Source organism: Prevotella sp. 20925_1_30, from assembly GCF_041433025.1.
GTDB lineage: Bacteria > Bacteroidota > Bacteroidia > Bacteroidales > Bacteroidaceae > Prevotella > Prevotella vespertina.
In genome coordinates, this window is the sequence record NZ_JAPWAR010000026.1 from 1 (window position 1) to 15,721 (window position 15,721).

Here is a 15,721-nt window from a genome sequence, read left to right on the forward strand (position 1 = left end):
AATCAAGAAGACAGTAAGTTTGCAAACTATCATTTTGCCACTGTCGCAGAGACGGAGCGTCTGATGAAGGAAAAGTTAACGGGGCAGCCAGATATTGCCGTTGGCGGTGGCTTTGGTTATGAAATTGGCAACCACTGGGCTTTAGATTTACGTTACTTTCACGGATTGAACTCTACCATTAAGACAGAGCGTAATGACTATAACTGGGCAGAACACTCAACCCATGGACAGAACATAGAGCTAAGTATCAGCTATCTTTTTAAACTTTAACCCTTATGAGTTTATCTATGAAGGACAAGAGCAACAGAAAAAAACGTTATATTCTGGCAGGAATCTTTCTTGGCATAGCTACTCTTTTTGGTATAGAACGCTGTGTTAATGACGATCCAGAGTCTGAGCAGCGTATAGAACAAAAGACAGCAGATAAGGCACCATCACAATCTTCTACACCGCAAGTCTCTTCTTCTTTAGACAGGATAAATGTGCAGAAAGATTCGGGACGTTCAGATTGTGTATATAATAAGCTGGGGAATGTGCCCCGAAACGTTACAAGTATCAATACAAGTATCAATACAAGGAGAATTAAAAAATCAAGCATGACAAGGAAAACCGCTAATGGAAAACATTTTTCGTCAGAGCAGCCTATCCTTTCTCCATCATTATCAACTGACGTTTCATCTTTAAACGATAAAACAGCCAGTATAAAACACGAGACAAAAGAACCAGGCAATGAACCTACTAATCAGAAAACAGGTGAATATGTTCTTGACAACTCTATGAATAGTCAGCCCTCCATCGTACAGGAGAATCCGAAAGAATCACTATCTTTGATAACTTATTCTTTTCCTCACTATCACCTTTTTCGGATAGGACTCAGAGCTGGAGCTGGTTATTCCTGCATTTCAGGATTAAGCAGTATTATTGAGAACTATGATATACGCCCTACTTTCACAATGAGTGAACGTGGTGGTGTAAATCCTCGTATTGGAGTCTTTGGCACATGGCAATATCGTAGATTAGGTGCTGAGCTGGGCATTGATTACACCCGTATTCTCAGCAAGCTGACAGAGCATAAGATACCTGAAAATGTAACCGAGACTACACGATTTCATTATAATTTCATTACTCCACAAGTCCTGCTTCGTTTCTATGCTTTCCCAAAGTTCTATATGGGAGTAGGAATTAGTGCCGCTATTCCGTTTGGTAGCCGTAATATCGACTTCACCAATGACCGCATTGGAGAGGTATACCGACAGCAGACTGAACGTACCCAGGATCATCTGAGAGAATCTGTCAAAGCACGAGTAGTATTCATTCCTACTATAAAAATTGGCTATGTTGATATAAAGAACGGTCTTGAGGCAGGACTGGAATACGGTTTCGGATTTAATGATATGCTCCGCACCAGTGCCAATGACTATGGCTATCAGGAGCGTATGAATAATCTTCAGACTGTCAGCCTTACCATTGGTTACAGTCTTCCTATTGGCAAAGCTAAATAAGCAGCATAACTACAATCATATTAAAACGGTCTTTAAATGAAACATAAATACCTCACAGCAGTTTTCTTCTTTCTATCCACTCTTTCTGCTACTGCTCAGACCCCTGGTGGTGTAGATAAGCCAATGGTATGGTCGCATGATTCTACCTCTGTCCGTGTCTCTGCTGGTGCTGGACTTACCTATATAGGCGTAAGTAAGGTATATGGCGAGAAGGAGCAGGCAATATGGTCTCTTGGAAATGGAAAAGCTATTACCCGTATACAGACAACTGAACGTACTGCTAACCTTGGCGATGGTACTTTCATGAATTATGCCAAGGATTCGCTGCCTGAAATGCGACTTTATAGCTATACGACCTCTTCCAATATGGGTAATGGTCAGACTTTGCATATCGGTCGGAATGGGAATGCTAAGTTGCCTGTAAAGAACCTTGATGGTAGAACTGTTGAGTATACTGTCTTCGATCGCCGCCTTTCTGATACAGAACGGTGCCGTGTGGAAAGCTATCTTGCTTTGAAATATGACGTGAGCCTTCGCAGCAGTTACCTTAATTCAAGAAGCGAGGTTATTTGGAATGGGTATACCAACAAGGACTATAGCCACCGTATAGCTGGTCTTATCTCAGACAAAGCCTCTGCCCTGCATAAGACAAGAGCCAAGAGCTGTGAAGAAGATGGTTTCCTTACAATCAGTATGAGCAAGCCTCTTGAAGATGGTGAGAGTCTTCTTTGGGGTGACAACAATGGCAAACTTTCTTTCCGTCAGAGTAAGGCCTACGGCAAGTGGCTCGGTAGAAGATGGATGGATACAGCAACACGGATTGACAAGCCTAATGTTGATATTGTTGCTGATGGTAAGCAGCTACGCCAGATACAACCTCTTGCAGAAGGTGAGAGCTACTATCTTGCCGTTGACCCTACAGGAACGGGTAGCTTTCCTGTCAAAACTCTAAGCTATCATAAGGCAAATACGACAGTTGGTGATAGTATTGTCTTTAAGACTATACCGTTAGGAAGACGTGATGTATTCACGCTACGAGCTGCCAAAGATATGTTTACAACAATAGAAGTAAAGCAGCCAACGGAGAAGAGCGGCAGCACAGGAACACTTTCTGTCAGGGTAACAGGTGGTATCGCCCCTTACAAGATGACCCTACAGAAAGAACACATGTCTGTTTTCAATCGCACCACAAGTGATAGTATACAGTCTGCTGACGGACTCATAGAAGGGAAATACCTCCTTACAACGACAGACCATGTGGGCAATAAGGCTGAGAATGAGTTTCAGATTTCGAAGACGGGTATCACAGAAATTCCTTCCATGAATCCTTCCGATGGAAATAGTGACTTCTTTGCGAATGTAAGTGTAAATCCTAATCCAACGGCGAATGGATATGTCGACGTCCAGGTGGAACTGAGCGAAGCAGCTCCATTGGACATGGCACTCTATACGACGGGTGGAGCTCTTGTCAGTCGTCAGGCGAATATGCCAGATACATATTTCTCCACTAAAGTCTATCTTCCACAGCCGGGTGTTTACCTATTGACACTGCAAAGTGGTAGCAAAGATAGGACATTTAAACTGGTGAGAAAGTAATTCTCTTTTTATCCTTTATAAAATTTTCCAACGCAAGTATATATACTGAGGACCTTTAGGCCTGAAACAAAATAGCAAGAATAATGAAGTATTCTACACATTCACTCCTCCTTCCGTTCCTGTTGCTAGCAGGAATCATACTAAACTCCTGTAATGGTGGAAGTAATCGTTCTGCTAAAGAAACTGTAACCAGTGATTCTCTATCCAGTGATACAGTCTCTTCTGTACAAAAAGATAGCACTTCTCGAAAGGCTACTTCCTTACGAACACAAGTCAAGAACAGTGTACAGAACTCTTCTGTGAAGAGATTTTCCAAAGAAGTTGTAAGAAATCAAAAGTTGAATCGTGTAGCTACTCACAAGGCGAACAGGAAATCTGCAAGACTTTTTGCAGACTTCGGCAAACGTACCGTCAGCAAGTTCTTTGCTAACTCCGACAGCGATACGCTCAATGTTGGACGAGCCCAGCTTGCCGTACCACGTGAGGCTATGGAAAAGGGTAAAGTTCTTAGTATTACACCACTTAGAAAAGGTGAATTACCAACCTTGCCTACTGGTATGGTAAACGTTACAGGTGGCTGTGATACATTGATGGCAAGAACAGATACGGTGTCAGGTTATCGCTTCTTACCTCATGGCAATCATTTCGTCCATCATCTGGCAAGTATCGCAGTACCTTACGACAGCACGTTGATACCGAAAGGCTATACCGTAGATGATATCCACACCTATTATTATGATGAACTGCACCAACGCTGGACAATGCTCCAGTCGAAAGGTGTTGATACTAAACGTGAGGTGGCAATGGCAGAGACTTCTCACTTTACAGATGTCATCAATGGTATCATCAAAGTTCCTGAGAGTCCCGAAACACAGAACTATGTCCCTACAGGTATCAGTGAACTGAAGGCTGCTGACCCAGCAGCGGGTATTCAGCAGATCGAAGCCCCATCAGCTAATCAGAATGGTACGGCGTCACTGTCCTATCCTTTCGAAGTTCCTGCAGGGCGTAATGATATTGGTGTAAGTGCCGGCTTACAGTATAGTAGCGAGGGCGGTAGTAGCTTTGTTGGCTATGGATGGAGCCTTCCTGTACAGAGCATTGATATAGAGACCCGTTGGGGTGTACCACGTTTTGATGATAAGTCAGAGACTGAGAGCTATCTCCTCATGGGACAGCAGCTCAGTGACCGACTCTATCGTAGGACTGATTCTCTGGCAAGACAAGCTGACAAGCAGTTCTATCCAATGACTGAAGGTGGTTTCAGTAGGATTATCCGAAAGGGTAACAGCCCGAAGAATTATTACTGGGAAGTGACGGGCAAGGATGGTACAGTCTACAGTTATGGTGGTCATAGTGGTCATGTCAGTGATGCTACTTCTCTTACCGACACCAAGGGTAACCGTATCAAATGGGCACTTGACCGTGTTACCGATGTTCACGGGAACTTTGCCGCTTTCCATTACATGAAGTCTGGCAATAACCTTTATCCGGAACGTTATACATGGACAGGATTCGGGGAGACAGAAGGACTGTATAGCATAGAATTCGATATTGACTCTATAGCCACAGACCGAAAAGATGTAACGAGTAGCGGAAGGCTGGGCATAATGCAAAAGGACAAAGGGCTACTCCGTAAGGTCACTGTGAAGAATAATGGTCAGCAGCTCCGCAGTTATACCTTAAACTATGAAGAAGGGCCGTTCGGAAAAATACTGCTAAAGAGCATTGAACAGCACGATAGTAGGGATGGTAAGGTTGCTACACAATCCTTTGACTATTACAATGACCTTAGAAATGGACTTTTCTCTTCTAAAGCAGAGGTATGGAAGGCCGAAGGAGAAGATTACGAGGCATTCCTCAGCCATTCGGTTCGTGGGTGTGATGACAATCTAAGTCTCCTTGGTGGTGGAGCTTCAAAAAGCCACACTACGGGTTATGGAACAATGGTAGGTATTGGCTTCGCTGCTGGAACAGTAAATATTGGTCCATCTATCTCTAATAGTAAGAGTTCAAATTCAGGTAAAATTGCTTTTGTAGATATTGATGGTGACGGGTTGCCAGATAAGCTCTTCAAACGAGGTGACAAACTTTACTATCGTAAGAACATGAGTGCAGATGGAAAGAATTTACTCTTCGGAAAAACAATATTGATATCAGGAGTAAACTCTTTCTCTGATGGTAATAGTACCAGTCGTTCTCTTAATGCTGATGCAGCTGTTGAAGTTGGTCTTATAGGTAAACTTAAAGCCTCTGTTGGAATTTCTTATACACATTCAAAAGATCAAGACAAGACAACCACCTATCTTTATGATTTCAACAGTGATGGTCTTACGGACATAGCTGTCAATGGTCAGGTATATTTTAATCATATTGTAGACGGGAAACCAGTATTTAGTCCAGCAAGTAGTGTAACTGCCAATCCTATTATTGGCGAAGGGGCTCCTATTGATAAACATTTTATCCCAGACTATAAGGTCATCCGTGATTCCTTGGAAAAGGAATATCCACTAAATGATGCTGTCCGTATGTGGTACGCACCCTTTAATGGTAGAGTTAATATACAAAGTACTATAAAGAAGCTTAGCAATCAAGGGGATGGTATCATTTACAGCATTCAACATGAGGGCAATGGTTTCATGGTTCGTGACTCTTTATTACAAGCTGGTAGCAAAACCAATAATCTTAACTGTGATGTAAAAGCAGGAGACAGAATCTTCTTCCGTCTTCAGTCCCGATATGATGGTGAGGATGATAAGGTCCTTTGGAATCCTATAATTACTTATATATCTTTGCCTGTTGGCAAGGATCGGTATCTGTCAGAAGACTTAAAAGCATATAATAGTAAAGCTGATTATATAGAGGGTGAAAACAATGTAGCAATCTTTAATCGTAGTGGTAAGGTTACGCTCCACGCCCCTTATAGGAAAGAAAAGACTACTGATGATGTTACACTTATCGTCACACGATTGGATCATCATGGTGAAACGATAGTAAAACGACTTAAACTTCCTGCTGACAGTATCGTCAATGGTTCCTATGACTATACCGGTAACATAGATGAGAAAGATTCTGTTTCATACTTCTTCGAAATTACGACTACATCCCCAGTTGATTGGACAAAGGTACAATGGACAGGTAACTATAATTATGAAGATGACCAAGAAAACGTACGTTTTGTAGCATCTCGTAGGATGTTCAACAAGCCTGTAAGTATAGCAGAGAGTAAAGTGTTGAAACAGGGTGTTACCGCATTGAATAGGAAATACCGTCCTAAACTTTTCATTGTTCCAGCACTTTCTGTTGTGCGCAAAGATAAAAAGAATGACACAGATACTGCTACAGTTTACCTCACTTTACATGATCAAAACGGACTTCCCGTATTGCGCCACACCTGTCGTCTGAATACTTCCAATACGCTCAAGGTAGATACTATCATAGTTACAGACACAACACTTATCAAACGATTAAATACAGGTAAGGTGACTGCTACTTTTGCAGTAAGTAACGAATTATCTAAATCAACTCATGCCAAAGTTAGTTTCTTACGCGATAGTCTTTCTTACCAAAGTACCACATCTACAGTTGTTACTGCTGAACAGCGTGTTCTTGTGGATACGTTAGAGGCTTGTGTTTTCTCTGGGTATAACTCTGTTGATTATGGAAGGCTCTATCGAGGATGGGGACAATTCGCCTATAATGGCAATAAAGCCTATGCTACCCAGCCAATAGAAGTGTCAGCACTGACCATTGACAGGGATAAATATAAGGATATAGCCGAGCATTATAAATCTACACACGATGGCAATCAACTTGCAAAGAGTCTTACTCCTGTCAACGAACAGCGCTTCTTTGTTATGGGTTATGATACTAACAAGAGGATGTATGTTGGCGGCTCTGAACATGTTTTTATCTCTTTGGATACAATCTGTAGCTCTCGTATTGGTGAGGATGCTATTATAATAGACAGTGTGCATTATGCTAAAAATGCGGGTGAATTGTCTGCACCTGTACTTATGAGTGAGTCAAAGAGTAATGGCTATGGTGTAAGCGGTGGAATCTCCTATGCAGGACTCAGTGGCAGCAAGAGTACACAGACTTCTTATAGCAAGGTGTCTCTAATGGATATCAATGGTAATGGCTATCCTGATTGGTTAGAAGAGGTAGATGGCAATATTGTTACTCAATATACCAATGCAACTGGTACACTTGGGGAAGATCGCATGAAATTAAATGTCACGCACCCTAAATTTAAAGCAAGTTCCTCTACTATTGGTGCAGATGCAAGTCTATCAAAACGGGCTTCGTCAAAGAGTGCTTTAGCTATCAGTATCAACCCTAAACCACAAGACGATGAAACATCAGGCGGTAGTGATGGACATAATTCATCCAATGGTAATGCTATCTCCAGTGTGTCCGTGAGTGCAAGTGGGAATTTTACTTCTGGAACCTCTCATACAGAAAGTGATTGGACTGACCTTAATGGTGACGGACTTCCTGATATGCTCTTTGGTGATAAAGTGAAGTTCGGTCTTGGTTATGACTTTACAAATGAGGAGAATAGCGGTGTTACTTCATTGGAGTCTTCTGAAAATAGTACATGGGGTGCAGGACTTGGTACATCCATCGAGGTACTTGGTAATGCCGATATATCCTTTGGCGTCAATGGAACGAAGACAACAACAAAGTACAATGTGTCTTTTATAGATGTTAATGGCGACGGTTTACCTGATATGGTAACTCGTGATGCTGACAAGTTCACCATAATGTTGAATACGGGATCAGGATTTATCTCTTATTCAGAAGAACAACAGGGTCGTTTCAATGAGTCATTGGCAACTTCTGTGTCTCAATATGGTAACTTTTCAGTTTCTATTCCAATACAAATCCTGTTTTTAAAACTGAGATTTACAACTAAGTTTATCAAATCTTGGTCAAGTGGAGTTAGCCGTACGAGTGCTGCCTTAAGGGATATAGATGGCGATGGAAGACCTGATCTTATCATATCTGACGGAGGAAAGCAGCTTATTGTCTACCGCAACCTTACGGGAAGAACGAACATGCTGCGCTCTGTGACGCTTCCTTTCGGCGGACATATCAATATCAACTATGAGCAGACAACTCCAAGTTACGACTTGCCGGGACGCCGCTGGGTGATGTCATCGGTTGAGACGACAGGTGGATACAAGGAGAACGGAGCGGTACGAAGCAGGAATACCTTTGAATATAGTGGTGGCTATCGTGACCGTCGTGAGCGTGACTTCTATGGTTTCAAGCAGGTACGTACCAATCAGATAGACACTGAGAATGGTGATAGACTCTATCGTTACTCCGTACAGACTTATGGTAAGAACAGGGATTACTATGCGCATGGACTTGTTACGAGTGAATATCTCTATACCGCTGATGGAAAGAAACTGCAGGGAGCTGTCTATGACTACGACCTGAAGACACTCGCCGTTGGTAATAATACGACAGATGCTGTTGTCTTCCCTGCCCTAAAGACACTCGTTCAAAGTAACTTTGATGAAGCCAGTGGGGACAGTCTGGCGGTTGCTGTCAGCAATACTTACGATGACTATGGTAACCTACAGGGATATAAGGAGACTACAACGGGCTATAGCTTAGAGGCAGATATCAACTATCATAAGATAGCCGACAAGTATATTGTCAGTATCCCGAGCCATATCACTGTCAGCAGTGGTGGTAAGACTTACCGTGAACGCAGCACGAAGGTGGACGGCAACGGTGAGATAACGGAAATCATGCTCCATAACGGTGACAAGCCTTCTGTCTATAACATGACTTACGATGGCTATGGTAACATCACACGCATGACGAAGCCGGAGAACTATAACCATCAGCGTATGTTCTATGCTTATACGTATGATGACCGCTATCATAGTCTTGTGACAAGTGTCAAGGATGCATACGGCTATAGCTCCAGTACGGCTTATGATGGTCTTTGGAATGCTCCGTCTGTAACGACCGACCTTAACGGGCAGAAGATGGAATACACCTACGATGCACTGGGCAGACAACAGACGATTCGTGCTCCGTATGAGATTGAGAGCGGTCAGCCATTTACCATCCGCTTTGAGTACTTCCCTGCAGAACGCAAGGCACATACCATTCATTATTCTAAGGAAGGCAACATAGATACCTATACCTTTGCCGACTCGCTGATGCGTGCCGTCCAGACGAAGCTGACAGGTGTGGTCTGGTCCGGTGGAAGCAATCAAAAAGTCTCCATCGTCAGTGGAAGGGCTGTTATCGATGCCTTTGGACGTAATATTGCGGCTTATTATCCAATGACGGATAGCTATGGTAACATCGGCACTTACAACCACGCGACGGGTGATCTGCAGGCAAAGACAGAGTATGATGCGCACGACCGTACCACGAGTGTGACGCTTGCTGACGGTAGTGTGACACGCACAGCCTACAGTATCGGTAGTCATGACGGTGAACCGATGCTCCAGACAACAGTCACGGATGCACTGGGACGACATGCGGAGAGCTATACGGATGCCAAGGGACGTAACCGGGAGACGGTGCAGCATGCTCGTGGTGAGGATATCATGGTGAAGTACAGCTATGACCCTGTCGGACAGGTGATGACGGTTCAGCATCCTAACGGTAGGGAGACGAAGTATGCCTACGACTTGCTTGGTCGGAAACTGATGGTGAACCATCCTGATGCAGGTGAGACGGATATGACTTATGATGCGGCAGGTAACCTCCTGACGAAGCTCACGGCAGAGCTTAGGAAGTCGATATCTGACAAGGGTTACATCTCTTACACCTACGATTTCGAACGACTCCATGAAGTACTTTATCCAGAAAATCTCTTTAACCGTGTTACTTATACCTATGGTAAGGCTGGCGATAAGTATAATCGCGCTGGTCGTCTTGCCCTCGTAGAGGATGCGAGTGGCGGTGAAGCCTACTACTACGGTCGACAGGGTGAGGTGACGAAGACTGTCCGTACAGTCATGGCGAGCGTGGCAGATATTAGGACTTATGTCTATGGTGCTACGTATGATAGCTGGAACCGTGTGCAGACGATGACTTATCCTGATGGTGAAGTGGTGACTTATCACTATAATGCTGCAGGACAGGTGGAGAGCCTGACGAGCAATAAACAGGGACATCAGAGCGTTATTGTTGACAGGATAGGTTACGACAAGGAGGGTCATACGGTCTATACGAAACTTGGTAATGGCACGGAGACTACCTATACCTACGACAAGCAGCGTGAGCGTCTGCAGGTGATGAACCTTACAGCGGATGGTCAGACTGTGATGGAGAACAGGTATCGTTATGATGCTGTGGACAATATCCTCGGTATCACGAATGCTGCCAACCCAACGTCGCTGACGAAACTCAATAGGGCGAAGCTGGGAGGAAGGAGTTCGCATACGTATGAGTATGATGAGCTGAACCGCCTTATTCATGCCAGCGGTAAGGCAAAAAGTGCAAGTTACGACATGGTGATGTCGTTCGGACGGATGAGTGAGCCGCTGACTAAGGTGCAGAAGGTGGACTCAACAACAACTGCCAAGTCTTATAACTTTGCTTATAAGTATGAGGACAGTAACCATCCGACGGCTCCAACGCAGATTGGTCACGACCATTACACATACGATGCCAACGGTAATCCTACACTGGTAACGAACGACTCAACGAACACTACCCGTGAGATGTATTGGGATGAAGACAATCGTCTGATGGTACTCTCTGACAACGGCAAGACGAGTCGTTATACTTACAATGCTGCTGGTGAACGCATCATGAAGAGTTACGGTACGATGGAGGGTGTGTATATCAATGGTGCACCGCAGGGTATTACTTTCCACGAGACGGATAACTTCACGCTTTATCCTGCAAGTATCCTCTCTGTAAATAAGAATCGCTTTACGAAACATTACTTCCTTGGTGACAAACGAGTTGCTTCAAGGATAGGAACGGGTCTGTTCAATAATGTCTATGGACGTAACGGCTCATATGTAACCGCAGGTCAGCAGGACTACGCTGAACGTATGAATCAAATCCAACGTCAGAAGGAAGCGTATTATAAACAGCAGGGCATTGCACCTGGTGTACCTACAATGAAGGGTGCGTATGGTGATCCAGAGAACACGGGTGTAGGGTATAATGCCGTCCTCACCGAACTCGGCAACCATGATGTGCCACAGGGTTGGATTCAGACTCCACATCCTAACACCACACCAAATACCAACCCCGGTCCTCCTGTAAGCTGGAACGACCCGAGTAACCCTGATGACCCGCAGGCTGGTTATGGCTATGTTCCTAATGATACTACACGTGAAGAAACCTTCTTCTATCACAGTGACCACCTCGGTAGTACATCTTACATCACAGATGATAAAGCCAACATCACACAGTATGATGCCTACCTGCCTTATGGTGAGCTGTTAGTGGATGAACATAGTAGTAGCAAGGACATGCCGTATAAGTTCAATGGCAAGGAACTTGACGAAGAAACGGGGCTGTACTATTACGGAGCCAGGTACATGGACCCCAAAATCTCCATGTGGTTAGGGGTAGACCCGTTGAGGGAGAAGTATCCAAGTGTTACCGGATATTGTTATACGATGGATAACCCCATCGGCTTGATGGATCCAACAGGAATGGCTCCCAAATATCCTACAATAAAAGAGACAATTGTATATGGAATGAAACATAGTAGAACTTTTAAGAAACTATTATCACTTGCGGGTATTACTCTGAAAAACTATGACCAGAATATCTCATTTGGTAGATATACAGCGACAGATGGAGAAACAGGTAAGATAACATTAACAAAAGGAACAAATAAGAAATATCAGATTGTTAAACTGGCACATGAGTTGTCTAATCGGATAAATGTCAAAGCTTTTAAGTCATATAGAAGGCAGGTCGAGATGGGTAAGATTACTGCCGCTAAATATGCAAATCTAGTTGCAGGAGTGGAAGTTGACGGTGAAATTAATCAAATAAAAGTTGCAGCAGACTTACACTTTCACTACCCTGAAAAACGATATGAAAACGTTAACTCTTTAATTGATAAATATATAGGAGATAGGAAAACCAAACTCAAAGATTATATTATTCCCTCAACCCAACATATAAAGGAATATACAAGTATTGGGAGAGGTTATAGAAGTGCATATTTGATAAAAAACAAAAAAAAGAGGCAATGATGAAAAATATAAAATTTCCACTTATTATATTTTTAATAATGTTTATATCATCCTGTAATGCTCAAAAGATAAAACAGAATGATATCCATAATACGAATAAGTATTCTTTTATTGACAATAAAAAAATCAAATTCAAGATATTGAAGATAGCTGACGAATCTACTTTTCCCATAACTGATATTGGATATCGGGTTATTATCGATTTAGATTCTAAAGAAAATCGCATTCTTGAAGGAGTGAAAAAAGAAGAATGGATACAAATGTTAAGGAACAATAAGAAAGATTACGCTGCAAATATTTTATTATATTATCTATATAAGCGTGAAGCTGCTGTTCTTTTAGTGCATATCGGCATTCGAGAATGGCGGATTAGTATGAAAGATGATGATATTTCATATTGGAAACAAACATTAAAATAGTATTATATCTGGTATCCTATGTCATATTCTAAGAGGAGCATATTTGTATCTTATCTCTTGCTTATTTGCTTAGGAGCAAATGCACAAGTAAAACTTGATATGATATATAATGATGCTGTGATTCATCTATATGAAGAGTTGTAAAATTAAAACTTAATTAGGGATTTTGATGCTTTTCGCTTGGTTACATTTGCACGCACAACGCACCCTATCCTTCCCCGTTTTCGCATGATCTAAAGACACATTTACAAAATAAAGTTGTATATTTGCAGTTGGTATACCTATGACTTGCTTGGTCGCAAACTGATGGTGAACCATCCTGATGCTGGTGAAACGAATATGACTTATGATGCGGCAGGCAACCTCCTGACGAAGCTCACGGCAGAGCTTAGGAAGTCGATATCTGACAAGGGTTACATCTCTTACACCTACGACTTCGAGCGACTCCATGAGGTACTTTATCCAGAAAATCTCTTCAACCGTGTCACCTATACCTATGGTAAGGCAGGCGATAAGTATAACCGTGCTGGTCGTCTTGCCCTCGTAGAGGATGCGAGTGGCGGTGAAGCGTATTACTACGGCAAGCAGGGTGAGGTGACGAAGACCGTCCGTACAGTCATGGCGAGCGTGGCGGATATCAGGACTTATGTCTATGGTGCTACGTATGATAGCTGGAACCGTGTGCGGACAATGACTTATCCTGACGGCGAGGTGGTTACCTACCATTACAATGCTGCTGGACAGGTTGAGCGTCTTACGAGCAATAAACAGGGACGTCAGAGCGTTATTGTTGATAGGATAGGTTACGACAAGGAGGGTCATACGGTCTATACAAAACTTGGTAATGGCACGGAGACAACCTATACATATGACAAGCAGCGTGAACGTCTGCAGGTGATGAACCTTACGGCGGACGGTCAGACTGTGATGGAAAACAGATATCGTTATGATGCTGTGGACAATATCCTCGGTATTACGAATGCCGCCAACCCAACGTCGCTGACGAAACTCAACAAGGCGAAGCTGGGAGGAAGGAGTTCGCATACGTATGAGTATGATGAGCTGAACCGCCTTATTCATGCAAACGGTAAGGCAAAAAGTGCAAGTTACGATATGGTGATGTCGTTTGGAAGGATGAGTGAGCCGCTGACAAAGGTTCAGAAGGTGGACTCAACAACAACTGCGAAGTCTTATAACTTTGTTTATAAGTACGAGGACAGTAACCACCCGACGGCTCCAACGCAGATTGGTCATGACCATTACACATACGATGCCAACGGTAATCCAACGCTGGTAACGAACGATTCGGCGAATACTACCCGTGAGATGTACTGGGATGAAGACAATCGTCTGATGGTACTCTCTGACAATGGCAAGACGAGTCGTTATACCTACAATGCTGCTGGTGAACGCATCATGAAGAGTTACGGTACGATGGAAGGTGTGTATATCAATGGTGCACCGCAGGGTATCACGTTCCACGAAACCGACAACTTTACGCTCTACCCGGCAAGTATTCTCACTGTGAATAAGAACAGATTTACCAAGCACTACTTCATCGGCAGCCAGCGTATAGCTTCAAGAATCGGCACGGGCACGTTCAACAATGTGTATGGCACCAACGGCAGCTATGTCACTGCCGGCCAGCAGGACTATGCCGAGCGCATGAACCAGATAGAGGCGCAGAAGGAGGAATACTACAAGCAGCTGGGCGTTGCTCCGGGCGTACCTACCGAGAAAGGTGCCTACGGAGACCCTGAAAACACAGGTGTGGGCTATAACACGGTCATCACCAACCTTGGTGACCACACTGTGCCCGAAGGCTGGGTGCAGACACCGAAACACAACGACACGCCCAAGACCGAGCCGGGCGCACCCATCTCTTGGAACGACCCGACAAACCCCGATGACCCGCAGGCGGGCTATGGTTATATCCCTAATGACACAACCAAGGAGGAAACCTTCTTCTATCACAGCGATCATCTTGGATCAACTTCTTACATCACTGATGACAAGGGTAACATCACACAATATGACGCTTACCTGCCGTATGGCGAGCTACTTGTCGATGAACATAGTAGTAGCGAGGACATGCCATACAAGTTCAACGGCAAGGAGATGGATTCTGAGACAGGCTTGTATTATTATGGTGCAAGATACATGAATCCTGTGATAAGTATATGGAATACTCCTGATGCATTAATAGAAGCGAAACCATTTGTTTCAAGCTACACTTACTGTCTAGGTAATCCCATTTTATTAATAGATCCTGATGGGAATTGGGAAAGAAACAGCAATGGCAATTTAGTAGCCCAAAGAGGTGATAATGTTGCTTCATATGCCAAATATACAGGGTATTCTACCGATCAAGCACTTGCTATATTACTTGCTAATGGTGTGACAATAAATTCCAATGGAATTCTGTCTTTAAAGGAAGGGCAAGAAATTTTCGACGGAACGTTTCATTTGTCAGATGTCGTTGTTCATGGCAAAAGTAAATCTTCACAAAGTATTCCAAATTCTTCACAAAGGAGAAATGTTTCTGAATTGTCTATTAGTCAACAAGGCATAAATTTCTTGATAGCAAGAGAAGGAATGATAACGCATCCATATAATGACTCTAAAGGATTTGCAACAATTGGAGTTGGACACTTACTTCATAAAAGCAAAGTAACAGATGCTGATAGAAGGGCATGGGCAGGATTTACGAAAAACGATGCAAAAAAACTTTTAATGAAAGATTTAAAAGAAACATTTGAGCCTAAAATTCGTGCTTTAGTAAAAGTACCTCTATCACAAAATGAATATGATGCCATTTGCTCATTTGCATTTAATATCGGAGTTGAAAGAGGATTTCCTTCTTCCGATTTTTTGAAAGAACTAAATAAAGGGCACTATGATGGGACACTGATGCTCCGTTGGAGACGTCCAAGCGAAATAATAGGGAGAAGGAAAAAAGAGGTTGAATTGTTTAATCATGGAGTATACTAGAAATGAG

General features: G+C 43.2%; 5 protein-coding genes and 1 pseudogene. All 6 read left to right on the top strand.

Going from position 1 to position 15,721, the window contains the following annotated elements; genetic code table 11:
* Window positions 1-270 (top strand): annotated as a pseudogene (locus O3603_RS09995) (PorT family protein); the annotation flags it as partial.
* Between the two features lie 17 nt (window positions 271-287).
* A complete protein-coding gene (locus tag O3603_RS10000; RefSeq protein ID WP_371522607.1) occupies window positions 288-1,502 on the top strand; it encodes a PorT family protein in 1,215 nt (404 codons plus the stop codon).
* Window positions 1,503-1,538: 36 nt separating this feature from the next.
* Window positions 1,539-3,098, top strand: a complete 1,560-nt coding sequence (locus O3603_RS10005; RefSeq protein WP_371522590.1) for a T9SS type A sorting domain-containing protein — start codon at window positions 1,539-1,541, stop codon at window positions 3,096-3,098.
* 83 nt (window positions 3,099-3,181) lie between these two features.
* Window positions 3,182-12,304 carry a SpvB/TcaC N-terminal domain-containing protein gene (locus O3603_RS10010; protein WP_371522592.1) on the top strand — a complete coding sequence of 3,041 codons (9,123 nt, stop codon included), beginning with the start codon at window positions 3,182-3,184 and terminating at the stop codon, window positions 12,302-12,304.
* On the top strand, window positions 12,301-12,723 hold the full coding sequence (locus tag O3603_RS10015) for a hypothetical protein (RefSeq protein WP_089367363.1): 423 nt from the start codon (window positions 12,301-12,303) through the stop codon (window positions 12,721-12,723). Before O3603_RS10010 ends, O3603_RS10015 begins: the two co-directional genes overlap by 4 nt.
* Before the next feature lie 618 nt (window positions 12,724-13,341).
* Window positions 13,342-15,714: a glycoside hydrolase family protein gene (locus tag O3603_RS10020; protein ID WP_371522609.1), complete on the top strand. Its 2,373-nt coding sequence runs from the start codon at window positions 13,342-13,344 to the stop codon at window positions 15,712-15,714.
* Window positions 15,715-15,721 lie beyond the last annotated feature (7 nt).

Coding starts and splice junctions, on each gene's coding strand:
- O3603_RS10000 (WP_371522607.1), top strand. CDS start 288: ATGAAGGACAAGAGCAACAGAAAAAAACGTTATATTCTGGCAGGAATC.
- O3603_RS10005 (WP_371522590.1), top strand. CDS start 1,539: ATGAAACATAAATACCTCACAGCAGTTTTCTTCTTTCTATCCACTCTT.
- O3603_RS10010 (WP_371522592.1), top strand. CDS start 3,182: ATGAAGTATTCTACACATTCACTCCTCCTTCCGTTCCTGTTGCTAGCA.
- O3603_RS10015 (WP_089367363.1), top strand. CDS start 12,301: ATGATGAAAAATATAAAATTTCCACTTATTATATTTTTAATAATGTTT.
- O3603_RS10020 (WP_371522609.1), top strand. CDS start 13,342: ATGGCGAGCGTGGCGGATATCAGGACTTATGTCTATGGTGCTACGTAT.